We start from the raw sequence: 15893 nt of genomic DNA, 5'->3' as shown, positions 1-15893 counted from the left end.
TCATGTCGGAACACGAGCTCAAGGCCCTGCGCCTGCGCATCGACAGTCTGGACGAACGCATCCAGGAGCTGATCAGCGAACGCGCACGCTGCGCCCAGGACGTGGCGCGGGTCAAGATGAAGACGCTGGCGGAGGGCGAGAAGCCCGTGTTCTATCGGCCCGAGCGCGAGGCCCAGGTCCTCAAGCGGGTGATGGAGCGTAACGGCGGTCCGGTCCGTGACGAGGACATGGCGCGGTTGTTTCGCGAGATCATGTCCTGCTGCCTGGCCCTGGAAGAACCGCTGCACGTGGCCTACCTTGGCCCGGAGGGCACCTTCTCCCAGGCCGCGGCGCTCAAGCACTTCGGCAAGGCCGTGGTGACACGGCCCATGGCGGCCATCGACGAAGTCTTCCGCGAGGTCGCCGCCGGTGCCTCCAATTTCGGCGTGGTGCCGGTGGAGAACTCCACCGAGGGTGCGGTCAACCACACCCTGGACAGTTTCCTTGAGCACAACCTGTCCATCTGCGGCGAGGTGGAGTTGCGCATCCACCACCACCTGCTGATTGGCGAGAACACCAAGCCTGACAGCATCACCCGCATCTATTCCCACGCCCAATCCCTGGCCCAGTGCCGCAAGTGGCTGGACTCCTACTACCCGAGCGTCGAGCGGGTGGCGGTGGCCAGCAATGCCGAGGCGGCGCGGCGGGTGAAGGGGGAGTGGAACAGCGCGGCCATCGCCGGTGACATGGCGGCCTCGCTCTATGGCCTGACCCCCGTGCAGCAGAAGATCGAGGACCGCCCGGACAACTCCACGCGCTTCCTCATCATCGGCAACCAGGACGTGCCGCCCAGTGGCGACGACAAGACCTCCATCATCGTCTCCATGCAGAACAAGCCCGGTGCCCTGCACGAGTTGCTGCTGCCGTTCCATGCCAACAACATCGATCTCAGCCGGATCGAGACGCGGCCGTCGCGCAGCGGCAAGTGGACCTACGTCTTCTTCATCGACTTCCTCGGTCACCAGGCCGATCCGCTGATCCGCGACGTCCTGGAGCGGCTGTCCACGGGCGCCGTGGCACTCAAGGTCCTCGGCTCCTACCCCCGCGCCGTGCTCTGACGCGGCCCTGGCCAGCTGCGTGCGTCAGCGTCGACGCACGCAGCCGTGCTGGTCAAAGGTCACCAGGCGCGAGCGTTCCTTACCTCGGCGCGCCTCGTAGTGATAGCGGGTCAGGGTATCCAGTTGGGAAATCCGCTGCGGCTGCCCCAGGGCGTTCTCCACGTCCGCCCGGCTCATGCCGATCTTCACCTGCCCCCGGATGATCGCCTGGCGCTTTTCGCTACTAGTGAGCAAGTCGCCGCAACCATCCGTTTTGGCCGCCACCACCGTCGGCTCACGCACGGCAGCTTTGGGTTGGGAGGCTTTCGGCTTCGCCATCAGCTTGGGTTTGGCGCCGCCCGGACGAGCATTGTCAGCGCGCTGCAGGCTGCTATCGCTGCCCGAGGGGCACCCGCTGGCGGAAAAGGTGAGGTGGCCAGTGGCATCTTCGCAGCGATATACCGTGGCCGATTGCGCGGTGGTGCAGCCCAGCAGCAGACCGAGCGCGAGTAGCTTCTTCATGAGACGTCCTCCTTGACGTAGGCACTCAAGCTTAGCGAAGTAAGGGTCGGCGGACGAGAGCCGAAAGGGTGGCCCTGATGCCCTGCCAAAGCCCTTGCAAATAGCTGTTTTGAAAACCTTTTGCGTTCGCACCTGCAACCGGTCCGGTGTATCATCCCCGCCGTCAGCCCCGCCGGGGCAGTGGTCATCCCCCTTATGGACTTACCCAGTCAACACTCAATCGCCTTTTTCGTCCCGTTGTTGAGATAGGGTTCGTCGGTGCGCTCCGCCGGCGGGCCGGAGTGCGCTATGACCGTAGTGAACGAAGCAGAAATCAGAAAGCCCCACGAGACGCTGCAAGAGCGGCTCGCCCAGGTCGTCGAGTTGCTGGAGCGCTACGACCTTGCTGTCGAGGCCCGTGAAGGTCAGGACCGCGGCCCCGTTTCCCCCGCCGATATCCCCCAAGAAGGCCTCGAAGAGCTGCGTGCCCGGCTGGACGAGCTGCACCCGGCCGACGTGGCCTTCATCCTGGAAGCCCTGCCGCAAGAAGATCGGCTGACCGTCTGGGGGCTGGTCAAGACCGAGCGCGACGGTGAAATCCTGCTCGAGGTCTCGGACGCTGTCCGGGAGACGCTGATCGCCGACATGGATGATCAGGAAATCCTCGCGGTCGCTGGCCAGCTCGATGCCGACGAGCTCGCCGATCTTGCACCGGATCTGCCGCGCGACGTCGTTCACGAGCTCATGGACGCCCTCGACGCCCAGCAGCGCGAGCGGGTGCGTTCCGCCCTGTCCTATGAAGAGGACCAGGTCGGCGCCCTGATGGACTTCGAGATGGTGACCATCCGCGATGATGTCGCTCTGGAAGTGGTATTGCGCTACCTGCGCCGACTCAAAGAGCTTCCCGACCATACCGACAAACTGTTCGTCGTCGATAACGACAGCATCCTCAAGGGCGTGCTGCCGATCAAGCGTCTGCTGGTCAACGATCCGGAAAAGCTGGTGGTCGAGGTCATGGCCAAGGAGGCGGTGGCCTTCCATCCGGACGGCGATGCCTATGACGCCGCCCAGGCGTTCGAGCGTTACAACCTGGTTTCCGCGCCCGTGGTGGACAAGAGCGGCAGGCTGATCGGGCGTCTCACCATCGATGAAATGGTCGACCTGATTCGTGAGGAAAGCGAAAGCGAAGTCCTCAACATGGCTGGTCTGCGTGAAGACGAAGACGTCTTCGCCTCGGTGTGGAAATCCGTAGGCAACCGCTGGACCTGGCTGGCCACTAACCTCATCACTGCCTTCATCGCCTCGCGTGTCATCGGCTTGTTCGAGGACTCGATCGAAAAGCTGGTGGCACTGGCCGCGCTCATGCCCATCGTGGCAGGCATCGGTGGCAACTCCGGCAATCAGGCCATCACCATGATCGTGAGGGCCATGGCCCTGGGGCAGATCAGCGTCACCAGTACTACCCGATTGTTGCGCAAGGAAATGGGCGTCGCCCTGTGCAACGGCGTCATCTGGGGTGGGGTGATAGGGTTGGTAGCCTTCTATCTCTACAGCAGCTGGTCGCTGGGCCTGGTGATGATGGGCGCCATGACCCTTAATCTACTGCTGGCTGCTTTCATGGGCGTGCTCATTCCCATGACCTTGCAGCGTTTCGGTCGCGACCCTGCGATGGGGTCGAGCGTACTGATCACCGCCGTGACCGACAGTGGCGGCTTCTTCATCTTCTTGGGGCTTGCCACCCTGTTCCTGATGTAGGGCAGGGCGGGCTGCAACAGGCTGCTCGGACGCAGGACAGCCTGGACGCCGTCAGGAAGCGGCGTCGATGTCGTGGGCGATCAGCGAGATCAAGGCGTTTTGCTGTCGGCCTGACAGTTGACGAAAACGCTGCAGCAATTCCCGCTCGCTGGCGGTGATCTCCGGGCTGTCCAGGCGTAAACCGGGTTCGTCGCCAAGGGCGCCCTCTTGCTGCAGGCTCTGCTCTAGGCGCGCGATGATTTCGGAGTTCATGCTGCGATGATGGTTGCGGGCCACATCTGCAATGCGCTCTCGCATGCCCTCGGGCAGACGCACGACGAATTTATCAGCGGTACGGCTTGAGTAGGATCTAATGGCCTGGGTCATTGAGGTACTTCATCTGGAGTCAAATATCAGTGAAGGCATAAGCCCTCGTCTCGTTCCGCTAGCACTCACGGCACCTTGGACTCTGTAACGACCTGTCCCTAGGTATCAATTTTTATTGACGTCAATTTACCGACGTACCACTTAAATTGCAAAGCCGCTGAAGAACTTCCTGTGCCCGCCGGTCCCAATCCATCGTTCTGGCCGATGCGAACCGAAACATGACAAACCTTCTGCTGCTCGTTACCATGAGCGCCCTTTCCTGTCCCAGTAGCTCAATTGGATAGAGCATCCCCCTCCTAAGGGGAAGGTTGGTGGTTCGACCCCACTCTGGGACACCAGATTCCTTTCTAGTCCTCTCCTCGCTGTCCGACTCTCCAAGTGCCCTTGCCGAACCGTTACAGCAGTTTCGGAGGATAGGGCAAAAACAGCGACCTTGTTCGACTTCCAGGCTCTCCAGATAGCGATTTGTGGCTGTGATCACAGCCTAGCGCAGCGGAACAAAACCCGCTGAATTTATCTGTACTCTCCGATGGCTAACCGTCTGCATTGCAAGAATCTGGAACGCCTCTGGAGGTTCGTCATGGCCTTTTATCCCGTCCTACTTTCAGTCGTGTTCGTCGTTCGTAACCAGGCGACCGAGTTGCAGGACGCCTTGGAGCGCGCTGCTGCTGTCATCGGTCCTTTGGTGAGTGACTACGAACTTATCATCGTCGACAACGCCTCCTCTGATGACAGCGTAGCTCGATTAAAGCAACTGACCAGTGTCAGTGGACTGCCTAACCTCCAGGTATATGCCCTGACCAAGGAAGTGGACTCCGACACTGCTGCCTGGGTGGGCCTGGAAAACGCCTTGGGAGACTTCGCGGTCGTCATAGATCCGGAGACCGACGACATCGCCTTCCTGCCCGATATGTTGCAGCAGGCCGCAGGTGGGGTCGACGTGGTATTTGCCAACAACCAGCAGAAAGTTCGGCAAACACTCTCCTACAGTCTCTGCTCCCGGGGTTTCAACAGTCTTTACAAGCAATTCAATGGAGTCGACCTGGCCAAGGACGCTCCCCAATACCGGATGCTCAGCAAGAAGGTCATCAACTATATCCTGCGGCATCCGGCGCCGGCGCTGACCTATCGCCATCTGCCAGCCACGGCAGGCTTCTCGCGCATCAATCTTGAATACAGCATGCCGCCGCGCAGCACCAAGCCCAAGCGACTGTCCGGTAGTTTCGATCGCGGGGCACGGTTGCTGGTGTCCTCCACCCGCAAACCCATGCGCATAGTCAGTTTCCTATCCATCATGGGCGCACTGTCCAATCTGCTCTATTCCCTCTATGTGATAGCGATCGGCTTGTTCAAGGATGATGTAGCGCCTGGTTGGGTGACGATTTCATTACAGCAGTCCGGCATGTTCTTTCTCATATCGCTGGTACTGCTGGTGCTTGGCGAATATGTCCTGCAGTTGACCCATCGAGTCAATGAAGGCCCGCTCTATCACGTCGCTCAAGAATTCACGAGTGCAGTGATGACCCGGCGTGACAAGCTCAATGTCGAAGTGGTGCAGGGCGGCAATGCCGCAAGACCGGCAACTCAATCCGGCATGGCCTGACGATCATGAGAGATGCGATCGTCATTGGCGGTGGTTTTTATGGGGCCATGACCGCCCTGTATCTGATGCGCACGCGGGGCTTTGCGAAAGTCACCCTGATCGAGCGAGAGGAGGGGCTGTTGAAACGTGCCTCTTACAACAATCAGGCGCGTGTTCATAACGGTTACCACTATCCCCGTAGTTTCGTCACGGCCTTTCGCAGTCGGGTCAATCTGCCGCGCTTCCTGCGCGACTACCCCGATGTGGTGGTGCGAGATTTCACCAAGTTGTATGCCATCGCCCGCAACAACTCCAAGGTCACGGCAAAGCAGTTCGAGCGCTTTTGTCAGGGCATCGAAGCCTCCCTCGAGCCGGCGCCCAAGGAGTTGACCCGGCTGTTCGACGACAGGTTGATCGAGTCGGTGTATCTCACCGAGGAATACGCCTTCAATTCCGCGGTATTGGCGGATGAAGTGAGTCGTGAACTCGATGCCGCCGGGGTCGAGTTGCGCTTCAAGAGCCGTGTTACGGCGATCCGTGCCGACACGGGTGGCCTAGGCGTCGAGGTGGTGAACGACGCTGGCGGGCAGGAAGACCTGCACTGCCGCTATCTCTTCAACTGCACCTACAGTGGTCTCAATCAATACGGCGGCGATTTCCCGGGTACCACCACACGCCTGCGCCACGAGATCACCGAGATGGCCCTGGTGGAAATGCCGCCCGAGCTGCGCGATCTCGGCGTGACGGTCATGGACGGTCCGTTCTTTTCCATGATGCCCTTTCCCGCTCGCGGACTGCATACCCTGTCCCACGTGCGCTATACGCCGCACCTGAACTGGGAAGACGCCAACGGCACCGATCCCTATGCGCTGCTCGACGACTATGACCGTGCCTCGCGCGCGGACTGGATGGTGCGCGATGTAGCCCGCTACATGTCGGCCGCGGCGCGGGTGGAATACCGCGACTCGCTGTTCGAGGTGAAGACTATCCTGATGAAGAACGAAGGGGACGACGGTCGTCCCATCCTGTTCGAGCAACACTCCCAATTGCCCGGTTGCTATTCGATGCTGGGTGGCAAGATCGACAACATTTTCGATGCCCTGGAGCGCCTCGATGCTGAACCCTTCCACTGAAGCGTCACCCAGGGGGGTGTCCGGCGTCGCCGGCTTCATCAGCGTTCTGATCTTTTCCGTCATCAACTTCTTTCTGTTCGGCAAGGGCGTCATTCTCGATCCCTTCCACCAGGGGGAGTATTTCGCCACCCTGCCGACCCTGCTGCACAGCCAGCCGGGCGCCCACGCCTTCACCATCCACGGTGGCCTGGACTTCATCCCGGTATGGCTGGCGCAAAGCTGGTTCGGTGCCCAACACACCTTCCTGGTGACCCAGATCCTCTATGGGCTGTGCAATACCGGAGCGGCGCTGCTGCTGTGGGGAACGGCGGTGCTGCTGTGCCCGCTACCCAGGGGCCGTGCCCGGCTGATCCTGCTGGTCGCCGTCGGCGCCCTGGCGACCCAGGTCGTGGGCTATCGCGATCTCTTCCTGCTGCTGTCGCTGTTCCTGTTCTGCCTGCACCGCAAGGTGACGAGCACACCGCAGCGCCTGATCTGCGAGGTGCTGTTGGGGCTGGCGGCAGGCTTCAATGTGTTCTGGTCCTATGACCGTGGCATCGCCGGCGTCCTGGCGATCGGCTCGGCGGTAGTACTCGCCTTGTTGCTGCAACGGCGGCATCTGCTATCGATCCTGACGTTCGCGGCGACCGTTGCCTGGCTTGGCTTTGGTACCGATTTCTTCGCGCTGACCGACTACGTCAAGAACCTGACCTTCCTGCTGGAAACCTCGTCCCAATGGGGCTACGGCCTCACTGCGAGGCCCCTTGCCCTGAGTCTGCTGCTGGCGGTGCCTACGGCCCTGGCAGGCTTTGCGTTGATCCGCTGCCTGCCCTGGCCGTGGCGCTGGAGCGAGGATCTGCCGCTGATCGGGGCCCTGGCCGTGCTGCTCGCCATCTTTTTCAAGATCGGGGTCAACCGGGCGGACTTCCAGCACATCCAGATGGGTTTCTGGGTGCCCTTGCTGAGCCTGCTATATGCCGCCCGGCGTCACCGCCTGGCCCGCAACGGCGGCTGGGATCTCTCAGCGCATCCTCGGGCAGCAGCGGTCGCTGTTGCCGCCGCCGTATTGCTCGGCCTGGTCGGGCTCAATCCCTCGCCGTTCTTCGCGGTGCTGCTGGCGGGTGCGCTGCTGGCGTTCAGCCGTCGGCTGCTGCTGCCGGCGCTGGCAGCGCTGCTGGTGCTGCTGGCCGGGTTCAACCTCTACAAGTCGCCGGTCGAACGGGTGTGGGCCCAGGGACTCGCCTGGGTGCCGGAGCTGGCTGCCTTGCCGGATGACGCCGCGCTGGCGACGCCCGGGGTGCAGTGGGCTTCGCGCCGTCTGCTAGAAAGCGGCGCCCACTGCGTCTTCGACCTGGCCAACAACGGGGTCATCAATGGCGTCACCGACCTGCCGGCCTGTACCAAGTACATCTATCCCGTCTATGCCACGCCGCCCTACGAAGCGGACCTGATCAGCGACCTGCAACACGCCGATCCGCCAGCCGTGGTGTATTCCACGACCTTCTGGTCGTTCAACCTGAACAACCTTTCCATGCACGACAAGTTTCCACGGCTCAAGGCCTACCTGGACGAGCGTTATCCCGTCGAGGAGTGCCAGCCGGATTATTGCCTGAGATTCAAGACCAAGGGGTGAGCAACATGAAGACCGATGCATTGATAGGGTACAGCGGCTTCGTGGGGTCGACACTGCTCAAGCAGAAGGCCTTCGGTGCGCTGTTTCGCTCGACCAACATCGAGCAGATTGGCGATCAGCCCTATGGGCAAGTGATCTGTGCCGGTGCCCCGGCGCAGAAGTGGATCGCCAATCGCGATCCCGAGGCGGATCGGCAGAAGATCGAGGGGCTGATCGGTCATCTTTCACGGATCCAGTGCGATTCCTTCGTGCTGATCAGCACCGTGGATGTCTTCAAGCAGCCGCTCGGGGTGGATGAAACCACAGTGGTGAACGAAGAAGGACTTCACGCCTATGGCGCCAATCGCTATCGCCTGGAGCAATTCGTCCGCGAGCATTTTCCCAAGGCGCTGATCGTCCGCCTGCCCGGCCTGGTCGGCCCGGGGCTGCGCAAGAACGTGATCTACGACCTGCTCAACGACAACAACCTGCTAGCGGTGGAAAGCCGCGGGGTCTTCCAGTTCTATCCGATGGTCAATCTCGGTTATGACATCCAGACCGCCCAGGCAGCCGGCCTGGAGCTGGTGCACCTGACCGCCGAGCCCATCAGCGTGGCGGACATCGCCAGCCAGGGCTTCGGCCGCGACTTCGGCAATACGCTGGAAGGCACGCCTGCGCGCTACGATTTCCGCAGTGTGCACGCCGAGGTCTTCGGCGGCCGGGATGGCTATCAGTACAGCGCGCGCGACACCTTGCTCGCGGTACGGGCCTATGCGCAGTCGGAACCTCCGGTCATCAAGGCGGAGGGCCAGTGATGCGCATCGCCATTTCCAATATCGCCTGGGACCCTGCCGACGACGCCATGGTCGCCGAGATCCTGCAGCAGCATCGGGTGGACGCCATCGATATCGCCCCCGGCAAATATTTCGCCGATCCCAAGACGGCGACCGCCCAGGACATCCAGCGGGTACGCCAGGAATGGCAGGCCCGGGGTATCGAGATCACCGGCATGCAGGCGCTGTTGTTCGGCACCACGGGACTCAACGTCTTTGGTAGCGACGACGTCCAGCGTGCGCTGCTGGCCCAGCTGGAGGGCGTCTGCCGGGTCGCCGAAGGCCTGGGGGCGACGCGTCTGGTGTTCGGTTCGCCACGCAACCGGGATCGCACCGGACTGAGCGACGAGGAAGCTCTGGCACAGGCGCGTGACTTCTTCCGTCGTCTGGGCGATGTGGCTGCGGCCCGTAGCGTCCAGATCTGCCTGGAGCCGAATCCGCCGCGCTATGGCGCCAATTTCATGATCGACAGCGATTCCACGGCCGCCGTGGTGCGGGCGGTGGACCACCCGGCAATCCTCATGCAACTCGACACCGGTGCCCTGACCATCAACGAGGAAGATGCCGCGCGCGTGCTCGAAGAGCATGCCGAGCTGATCGGCCACGTCCACGCGAGCGAGCCGGATCTGGTGACCCTGGGGGAGGGCGGCACCAACCACGACGGTATCGCCTTCGCCCTGACCCGGCGCCTGCCGGAGCAGGTGGTCAGCATCGAGATGCTGCCGGCGAAGCAGGGCTCCAACCTGGCGGCGCTGGAGCGTGGCGTCCAGACGGCGATCCGGGCTTATCGTGATTTGCCGGAGGTCGCGGCATGAAGTGGCTGATCCTGATCCTGGGCATCGCCTCCAATGCTTCGGCAAGCGTGCTGGTAAAGCTCGCCATGCTGCCGCCGCGGCGTTTTCCCAGCCTGAGCGATCCCATGGGTGCCCTGGCCAACTGGCCGTTCTGGCTTGGCCTCTTCATGTATGGGCTGGCTTTCCTGCTGTACGCCGCCGCGCTGGCCAAGCTGCCGCTGAACGTGGCGCACCCGGTACTCACCGCCGGGGCCATCGCTAGTGTCGCCCTGCTGTCGGTGGTGATCTTTCGCGAAGCCTTTCCCTGGACCACGGCGGCAGGCATCGTCCTGATCATCGCCGGTGTCGCCCTCATCACGGCCCGTGTCGGTTGAATCTGGAGGACCTATGACTACTGCAATTCCCGCCACCGAGCGTGCCCTCTGGCAGGTACCCAGCTATTCGACGACCTTCTGGAATGGTCGCAGCCGTCCGCATTGCGTGGTGATTCCGGTCATCAACGAAGGCGAGCGGATCCTCAATCTCCTGCGGCGCATGGCGGCGGTGAAGATCGCCGACATCGCCGATGTCATCATCGTCGACGGTGGCAGCACCGATGGCTCGCTGGAGCCGCAACGGTTGCAGAAACTGGGCGTCCGCGGGCTGCTGGTCAAGACCGCGCCAGGCAAGCTCAGCGCCCAGCTGCGCTGCGCCTATGCTTTCGTGCTCGATGAAGGTTATACCGGCATCGTGACCATCGACGGCAACGACAAGGATGATCCCGATGCCATCCCGCGCTTCATCGAGGCCATCGAGCAGGGCTACGACTTCGTCCAGGCCTCGCGCTTTCTGGCCGGTGGCGTGGCCGAGAACACGCCCAAGTCCCGCGACTTCGCCATCCGCTTCATCCACGCGCCCATGCTGAGCCTGGCGTCCGGCTTCCACTGGACCGATACCACCCAGGGTTTCCGCGCCTACAGCCGGGCCATGCTGCTGGATCCGCGTGTCGCGCCGTTCCGCGATGAGTTCAGCACCTACGAGTTGTTGGCCTATCTTTCCTATCGGGTACCCAAATTGGGTTATCGCTGCGTGGAACTCCCTACCGTGCGGCGCTATCCGAAGGGCGAGGTACCCACCAAGATCAGCAGCGTCAGAGGTAATCTGTCGGTGCTGCAGGTACTGATGAAGGCCTGTGCAGGCCACTACAACCCACGCCTGGGCGCGGATGCCCAGCTGGCAGCGCAACGACGAAGCTGATCCCGTCGCGCTTGCCTGATGTGCAAGAGACGATGGAGTAGGCAATGGTGCGTGTGCTGTCGGCGTTTCGCGGGCTCTATTTCGCGACGCTGTTGATGTTGATCGGGACCGGTCTGCTGAGTACCTATCTGGGGCTGCGGCTGGCCGCCGATCAGGTCCAAGGGCTTTGGGTAGGCGCTTTGACCGCCGCCTATTACGCGGGGCTGGTGATAGGCGGCAAGCTCGGGCACCGGCTGATCGCCAAGGTCGGCCATATCCGGGCCTATGTGACCTGCGCAGGTGTCGTCGGCGCCGCGGTGCTGGGCATAGGGCTGTTGCCCTGGCTGCCCGTGTGGCTGGCGCTGAGGGTGCTGATCGGCATGGGCATGATGTGCCAGTACATGGTGCTGGAGAGCTGGCTCAATGAGCAGGCCGGGCCCGGCGAGCGGGGCAAGGTTTTTTCCGGCTACATGACAGCTTCCTATCTCGGCCTGGCGCTGGGGCAGGTCGTGCTGGTGGTCTCGCCCGATCTCGGCGTCGACAAGCTGATGCTGGTCGCCATCTGCTATGCGCTCTGTCTGGTGCCGGTGGCGGTCACCGGCAAGATCCACCCGGCGCCGCTCAAGCCGGCGCCACTGGAACCGACCTTCTTCATCCAGCGAATTCCGCAGTCCCTTACCACCACCCTGGTAGCCGGATTGGTGATCGGCTCCTTCTATGGCCTGGCCCCGCTCTATGCCAGCGCCCAGGGACTGCCTACCGAACGCATCGGTCTGTTCATGGCGTGCTGCATCTTCGCCGGTCTGATCGCTCAGTGGCCGATCGGTTGGCTGTCGGATCGTCATGATCGCAGTTGGCTGATTCGAGGTATCGCTATTGCCCTGACCATCGCGGCCTTGCCATTGGCCGTACTGCCTAAGGTGCCGCCGATAGTGCTGCTACCTTTGGGCCTTATCGTCAGTCTGCTGCAATTCGTGCTCTATCCCCTGGCGGTAGCGCTTTCCAACGATCACATCGAAGGTGAGCGGCGGGTTTCACTGAGCGCCATGCTGCTGGTGACCTTCGGGGTCGGTGCCTGTATCGGGCCACTGTTGGTGGGCGGCCTGATGAATCTGGTCGGACCCAACATGCTCTATGCCTTCGTAGTACTCTGCGGCGGGATTTTGATCTGGCGGATCCGTCCGAATGCAGTTACCGGTAAGCATCTGGTCGAGGAGGCGCCGCTGAGCCACGTGCCCATGCCCGAGGGATCGACCAGCTCGCCGCTGGTGGCCGCGCTGGATCCACGGGTCGATAGCCAGGTGGTACATGACCAGATGCACACTGAGCCGGTCGTAGAGGAGGAGCCTGCCGAGGAGGGGGCGCCTTTGCAGGAAGAGATCGAGTTCCTGGAGAACCCGCCTGAATCCAAGGCGACCTGAGAGGTGGAGGAGGGCGTCCAGCAGTCGTGGGCGCCCGGCTGGTCATTCGAACCGGCGGTTCTCTCGCTGCAGCTGGTAGACGAGGCGTTCGATCTGGCGTTGAGCGGCGCCGCCCAGATTGTGGAAGCTGACGCCGACCTCACTGTATTCCATGCGCTCCGTGCACGCCACGTGGCGAATGTTTATCGGGGTGTTGATGGCCCCGATAGGCAGCTCGGCGGTAAAGCTCTGTACCAGTTGCCCCGGTTGCAGCAGGTGGGTGACGTTACCAGGAAAACGCAGCTTGCAGCCGGTAGCTGACAGGTCGATCAACTGGCCACGTAGCTGTACTTGGCTGTCTATCTGACTCAGTTCTGCCGTGGCCGGCTGGGTCAGGAGCAGCTTGACCCGATAGGCATTGCGCCGCTGGTGGTAGGTCAGTTCGCTGGGCAACTCGACCCAGTAGCAGCGGTTGCCGTCGAGCTCGCTGAATTGCACGGGGCGATCGATCTGCCAGGTCACCCGAATGCCTTCATGAAAGCTGTCCACGCGAAAGGGCCTACCCTGCTCGAGCAGTCGCTCCGCCTCGCGCGGAATGAATTCGTCCAGGGCGATCAGGCCCTTGGTCTCGTCGATCTCGACGACGAAACTCTGGAATTGCTGATCCTGTCGGCTGAACGTGATCCGCAGCGGGATGTGCTGCTGTTGCGCAGGCCGCAAGCACGCCAGGATTTCTCCTTTGGAACGGTACACCTGGGGTGGCTGGGGGGCGTTTTGGCTAGCAGAGGCACCTTGCACCTGAGAACTCCTGTAGACAGCGGTCAGCAAGCATAATGGCTAACGGCCATCTGTACAGCGGAAAACGCCAGTGCGGGAAAAACGACGGTGATCAAGCCGAACTCAGCGGGCGCTGATAACCGCCACCGGTCTGGCTGCCGCGCCGATTGTACAAAGTGGGAGCCGAAGTGCCCTGCAGCACGTTGAGCAGTTTGCCGACCACGAAGCGATTGGCCTGGATGATCTGGCCATTACGCACGTTGCGGATCTTGCACTGCTCCATGAGCTGCGCGAGCTGGTTGGAAGCCGCCAGTAGCTCTTCGCCATCGGGCTGTCTGGACGCATAGGCCTGCAGCCCCTGCAGATCGACCTGCAGGCCATGGGCCTGGAGCAGGGCGGTACGCTGCTGGGCATGCTGATCGAGCTGCTTGAGCAGGATCTGCTTGGTGTCCAGCAGCGACTCCAGCCGTTCGAGCTGACGCTCGCTCAGGGCCTGGAATTCCTGCTCGATCAAAGCCAGCAGTTGCTCGCTCAGGTCGATGTCGTGGCGAGTGATGTCGAGCAAGGTAGCATTGGGCATGGCGCGTTTTCCGTTCGAACCTTAGTTGCGATCGTCAGGAAGGCCATGCCGAACCGGGCGTCAGGACTCGAACGCCATCAGCTTGTCGGCCACCTTCTGGCTGTCGACCTTGTAGGAGCCATCGGCGATGGCCTGTTTCAGGCGGCTGACCTTGTCACTGTCGACCACCGGCAGATCCTTGAGCCCAGCCGTCAGGGAGCTCAGTTGCTTGGCTTCGGCGCTCAAGCTGACCGACTCGCCGGAGGCGGTGCTCTTGGTAGCCTTGACGTCGCTGGTTTGAGCCGTGGACACATCCTTGGTGGACGCGGCCTTGGTATTGCCTATGCCCGCAGTAGAGGACGAATTCAGGCGATTGATATCTAGAGCCATGAGTGGAGATCCTCGTGTCGTCTCGTTCGCATACCCGGCTTATCGGCGTACCCCGCCGAAACTTTAGCCGTAGACCTGTGCGCCGGTTCACATCCTTCGACAGGATGGAAAGCAGAGGTTCAGGAGGCGGACGTTCAAGGTACCTCTTTTGGCTCCTTCGCTAAAGCGCTACCTCCACCTGTCCCTGATCGACCACCCGACCGCGAATCACCCGGTTGGAGCTCAGATTCCGTACCCGAATCTCCTCGTCCTTGGCGCCATTGGACAGGGCTTCACCCTGCATGCGAATGCTGAAGGAGGCGCTGCGGGCATTGATGACCACCTGTTCGCCCTTGCGAATGAGTTCGGCCTGCTCGATAAAGGAGGGCGCCAGCACCTGCTCGCTGACCACCTGACGTTTCAGCTGGGTCCCGATCACCTGTTCCAGGCTGGTGAGATAGCCCTGTGTCAGCGTCCCGACATCCCGTTCGACCAGGGCTATGTTGCTCGTGTCCAGCACCGTGCCGCGTAGAAGGGGCTGCAAGGTGACGACCACGGGGCGATAGAGCTTGACCTGGGCTGGCACGAACACCGTCCAGGGACTACTGCCTTCACACCGTACCTTGACGTTGATCCGGCCCACCGGCGCAGGAGTACCTTGTTGCGACAGCGTCAGAGGTTTGTCGCAGGCGGCGAGGCGCAGGCGGGGATCAAGGGAGTTGATTTGGGTTTCATGGCGGGCGTCGGAATGGGTGTCCAGTAAATATTCCTGCACGCGCTCCTCAAGAAAACTTTCGACAGCGCCGATAAGTTCGTCAGATGAGGTGTAGTCGCCTTCTGCATAGGCCTTTCCGCCCAGGCATGCCAGGATCAACATGAGATTCGCAGCCCAGCGGCAAGAGGTTTTCATAGGTCGGAAACACGTCACTTCGATCTTCATGAGTCACATCTAAGCAAGCCCTGTGCCGAGTTTTCCAACCGGTCCGAGGCAACGAGAGGAGTCGCCAAATGGCTGGTGTATTGGACGCAGTCAACCAACGTACCCAACTGGTGGGCCAGAACCGTCTGGAGCTGCTGCTGTTCCGCCTGGACGGCTCGCAGCTCTACGGCATCAACGTCTTCAAGGTGAAGGAGGTGCTGCAGTGCCCCAAGCTCACCGTGATGCCGAAATCGAGCCCGGTGGTGCGCGGCGTGGCCAGCATCCGTGGCGGCACCTTCCCCATCATCGACCTGGCCATGGCCACCGGTCGTCGTGGCCTGGAAGACATCAACAACTGCTTCGTGATCATCACCGAGTACAACACCAAGGTGCAGGGCTTCCTGGTGCGTTCGGTGGAGCGGATCGTCAACATGAACTGGGAAGGCATCAATCCGCCGCCCAAGGGTACCGGTCGTGATCACTACCTGACCGCCGTCACCCGGGTCGACAATCAGCTCGTCGAGATCATCGACGTGGAAAAGATCCTTTCCGAGGTGGCACCGTCCGTCGAGACCGTATCGGCCGGCGTGATCAGCGACGTGGTACAGGCGAAGGCCGTCACCAAGCGGGTATTGATCGTCGACGACTCCTCGGTGGCGCGCAAGCAGGTGACCCGCTGCTTGGAAACCGTTGGAGTAGAGGTGATCTCGCTCAATGACGGTCGTCAGGCGCTAAATTACCTGCAGGGTATGGTCGACGAAGGCAAGCGTCCGGAAGAGGAGCTGCTGATGATCATTTCCGACATCGAGATGCCGGAAATGGATGGCTACACCCTCACGGCGGAAATCCGTCATGATCCGCGAATGCAGAAAGTGCATATACTGCTGCATACCTCCTTGTCCGGCGTCTTCAACCAGGCGATGGTCAAGAAGGTCGGCGCGGACGACTTCCTGGCCAAGTTCCGTCCCGATGATCTTGCCTCCCGGGTAGCCGAGCGCATCAATGCGGTCGACAGTCACTAGG

At 61.7% G+C, this 15893-nt stretch carries 17 protein-coding genes and 1 tRNA gene; 12 read left to right on the top strand and 6 right to left on the bottom strand.

Features of this window, described 5'->3' with window-relative positions; translation table 11 throughout:
• Window positions 1–2: 2 nt before the first annotated feature.
• The gene (gene pheA / locus ACWPW1_RS15735; RefSeq protein ID WP_059315624.1) at window positions 3–1097 is read left to right on the top strand and encodes a prephenate dehydratase; all 1095 of its coding nucleotides are present in this window, start codon (window positions 3–5) and stop codon (window positions 1095–1097) included.
• Window positions 1098–1121: 24 nt separating this feature from the next.
• On the opposite strand, the gene ACWPW1_RS15730 is transcribed toward pheA, so the two are convergent.
• The gene (locus ACWPW1_RS15730; RefSeq protein ID WP_434774623.1) at window positions 1122–1598 is read right to left on the bottom strand and encodes a DUF4124 domain-containing protein; all 477 of its coding nucleotides are present in this window, start codon (window positions 1596–1598) and stop codon (window positions 1122–1124) included.
• A gap of 288 nt (window positions 1599–1886) precedes the next feature.
• Between ACWPW1_RS15730 and mgtE the strand changes: the two genes are divergently transcribed.
• Window positions 1887–3332 (top strand): magnesium transporter, encoded by a 1446-nt coding sequence (mgtE, locus tag ACWPW1_RS15725; RefSeq protein WP_423815048.1) that lies wholly within the window; start codon window positions 1887–1889, stop codon window positions 3330–3332.
• A gap of 51 nt (window positions 3333–3383) precedes the next feature.
• Here mgtE and ACWPW1_RS15720 read toward each other — a convergent pair whose 3' ends face one another.
• On the bottom strand, window positions 3384–3698 hold the full coding sequence (locus ACWPW1_RS15720; RefSeq protein WP_007160462.1) for an Arc family DNA-binding protein: 315 nt from the start codon (window positions 3696–3698) through the stop codon (window positions 3384–3386).
• A 261-nt stretch (window positions 3699–3959) separates the two neighbouring features.
• Between ACWPW1_RS15720 and ACWPW1_RS15715 the strand changes: the two genes are divergently transcribed.
• The 9 genes from ACWPW1_RS15715 to ACWPW1_RS15675 all read left to right on the top strand — a co-directional run bounded on the left by ACWPW1_RS15715 (window position 3960) and on the right by ACWPW1_RS15675 (window position 12267).
• A tRNA-Arg gene (locus ACWPW1_RS15715) sits at window positions 3960–4036 on the top strand.
• Window positions 4037–4278: 242 nt separating this feature from the next.
• Window positions 4279–5301 carry a glycosyltransferase gene (locus tag ACWPW1_RS15710; RefSeq protein ID WP_434774622.1) on the top strand — a complete coding sequence of 341 codons (1023 nt, stop codon included), beginning with the start codon at window positions 4279–4281 and terminating at the stop codon, window positions 5299–5301.
• Between the two features lie 47 nt (window positions 5302–5348).
• A complete protein-coding gene (locus ACWPW1_RS15705; protein ID WP_434774621.1) occupies window positions 5349–6413 on the top strand; it encodes an FAD-dependent oxidoreductase in 1065 nt (354 codons plus the stop codon).
• On the top strand, window positions 6394–8025 hold the full coding sequence (locus ACWPW1_RS15700) for a hypothetical protein (RefSeq protein ID WP_237140526.1): 1632 nt from the start codon (window positions 6394–6396) through the stop codon (window positions 8023–8025). The genes ACWPW1_RS15705 and ACWPW1_RS15700 overlap by 20 nt, the downstream gene beginning before the upstream one ends.
• Window positions 8026–8030: 5 nt before the next feature.
• The gene (locus tag ACWPW1_RS15695; RefSeq protein ID WP_454253371.1) at window positions 8031–8819 is read left to right on the top strand and encodes a pyridine nucleotide transhydrogenase; all 789 of its coding nucleotides are present in this window, start codon (window positions 8031–8033) and stop codon (window positions 8817–8819) included.
• The gene (locus ACWPW1_RS15690; RefSeq protein ID WP_454253370.1) at window positions 8819–9652 is read left to right on the top strand and encodes a sugar phosphate isomerase/epimerase family protein; all 834 of its coding nucleotides are present in this window, start codon (window positions 8819–8821) and stop codon (window positions 9650–9652) included. Before ACWPW1_RS15695 ends, ACWPW1_RS15690 begins: the two co-directional genes overlap by 1 nt.
• Window positions 9649–10005, top strand: coding sequence for an SMR family transporter (locus ACWPW1_RS15685; protein ID WP_007160456.1), 357 nt, complete (start codon window positions 9649–9651; stop codon window positions 10003–10005). The genes ACWPW1_RS15690 and ACWPW1_RS15685 overlap by 4 nt, the downstream gene beginning before the upstream one ends.
• 13 nt (window positions 10006–10018) lie before the next feature.
• Window positions 10019–10867 carry a glycosyltransferase family 2 protein gene (locus ACWPW1_RS15680; protein ID WP_454253369.1) on the top strand — a complete coding sequence of 283 codons (849 nt, stop codon included), beginning with the start codon at window positions 10019–10021 and terminating at the stop codon, window positions 10865–10867.
• 44 nt (window positions 10868–10911) lie between these two features.
• Entirely contained in the window at window positions 10912–12267 is a 1356-nt protein-coding gene (locus ACWPW1_RS15675) for an MFS transporter (protein ID WP_454253368.1), read from the top strand.
• A gap of 42 nt (window positions 12268–12309) precedes the next feature.
• On the opposite strand, the gene ACWPW1_RS15670 is transcribed toward ACWPW1_RS15675, so the two are convergent.
• The 4 genes from ACWPW1_RS15670 to flgA form a co-directional block, all read right to left on the bottom strand.
• Window positions 12310–13044, bottom strand: coding sequence for a flagellar brake protein (locus ACWPW1_RS15670; RefSeq protein ID WP_454253367.1), 735 nt, complete (start codon window positions 13042–13044; stop codon window positions 12310–12312).
• 91 nt (window positions 13045–13135) lie between these two features.
• On the bottom strand, window positions 13136–13603 hold the full coding sequence (locus tag ACWPW1_RS15665; protein WP_059315615.1) for a flagella synthesis protein FlgN: 468 nt from the start codon (window positions 13601–13603) through the stop codon (window positions 13136–13138).
• 60 nt (window positions 13604–13663) lie between these two features.
• A complete protein-coding gene (flgM, locus tag ACWPW1_RS15660) occupies window positions 13664–13972 on the bottom strand; it encodes a flagellar biosynthesis anti-sigma factor FlgM (RefSeq protein ID WP_059315614.1) in 309 nt (102 codons plus the stop codon).
• Window positions 13973–14132: 160 nt separating this feature from the next.
• Window positions 14133–14861 (bottom strand): flagellar basal body P-ring formation chaperone FlgA, encoded by a 729-nt coding sequence (gene flgA / locus ACWPW1_RS15655; protein WP_454253932.1) that lies wholly within the window; start codon window positions 14859–14861, stop codon window positions 14133–14135.
• 98 nt (window positions 14862–14959) lie between these two features.
• Here flgA and ACWPW1_RS15650 point away from each other — a divergent pair, with 98 nt between their 5' ends.
• Window positions 14960–15892 carry a chemotaxis protein CheV gene (locus ACWPW1_RS15650; protein WP_059315612.1) on the top strand — a complete coding sequence of 311 codons (933 nt, stop codon included), beginning with the start codon at window positions 14960–14962 and terminating at the stop codon, window positions 15890–15892.
• The last annotated feature ends 1 nt before the right edge of the window (window position 15893 follow it).

This window comes from Pseudomonas sp. Marseille-Q7302 (assembly GCF_965111925.1).
The sequence above is the reverse complement of the archived record's forward strand: the minus strand, read 5'-3'. Positions and strand labels throughout refer to the sequence as shown.

Coding starts and splice junctions, on each gene's coding strand:
- pheA (WP_059315624.1), top strand. CDS start 3: ATGTCGGAACACGAGCTCAAGGCCCTGCGCCTGCGCATCGACAGTCTG.
- ACWPW1_RS15730 (WP_434774623.1), bottom strand. CDS start 1,598: ATGAAGAAGCTACTCGCGCTCGGTCTGCTGCTGGGCTGCACCACCGCG.
- mgtE (WP_423815048.1), top strand. CDS start 1,887: ATGACCGTAGTGAACGAAGCAGAAATCAGAAAGCCCCACGAGACGCTG.
- ACWPW1_RS15720 (WP_007160462.1), bottom strand. CDS start 3,698: ATGACCCAGGCCATTAGATCCTACTCAAGCCGTACCGCTGATAAATTC.
- ACWPW1_RS15710 (WP_434774622.1), top strand. CDS start 4,279: ATGGCCTTTTATCCCGTCCTACTTTCAGTCGTGTTCGTCGTTCGTAAC.
- ACWPW1_RS15705 (WP_434774621.1), top strand. CDS start 5,349: ATGACCGCCCTGTATCTGATGCGCACGCGGGGCTTTGCGAAAGTCACC.
- ACWPW1_RS15700 (WP_237140526.1), top strand. CDS start 6,394: ATGCTGAACCCTTCCACTGAAGCGTCACCCAGGGGGGTGTCCGGCGTC.
- ACWPW1_RS15695 (WP_454253371.1), top strand. CDS start 8,031: ATGAAGACCGATGCATTGATAGGGTACAGCGGCTTCGTGGGGTCGACA.
- ACWPW1_RS15690 (WP_454253370.1), top strand. CDS start 8,819: ATGCGCATCGCCATTTCCAATATCGCCTGGGACCCTGCCGACGACGCC.
- ACWPW1_RS15685 (WP_007160456.1), top strand. CDS start 9,649: ATGAAGTGGCTGATCCTGATCCTGGGCATCGCCTCCAATGCTTCGGCA.
- ACWPW1_RS15680 (WP_454253369.1), top strand. CDS start 10,019: ATGACTACTGCAATTCCCGCCACCGAGCGTGCCCTCTGGCAGGTACCC.
- ACWPW1_RS15675 (WP_454253368.1), top strand. CDS start 10,912: ATGGTGCGTGTGCTGTCGGCGTTTCGCGGGCTCTATTTCGCGACGCTG.
- ACWPW1_RS15665 (WP_059315615.1), bottom strand. CDS start 13,603: ATGCCCAATGCTACCTTGCTCGACATCACTCGCCACGACATCGACCTG.
- flgM (WP_059315614.1), bottom strand. CDS start 13,972: ATGGCTCTAGATATCAATCGCCTGAATTCGTCCTCTACTGCGGGCATA.
- flgA (WP_454253932.1), bottom strand. CDS start 14,861: ATGAAAACCTCTTGCCGCTGGGCTGCGAATCTCATGTTGATCCTGGCA.
- ACWPW1_RS15650 (WP_059315612.1), top strand. CDS start 14,960: ATGGCTGGTGTATTGGACGCAGTCAACCAACGTACCCAACTGGTGGGC.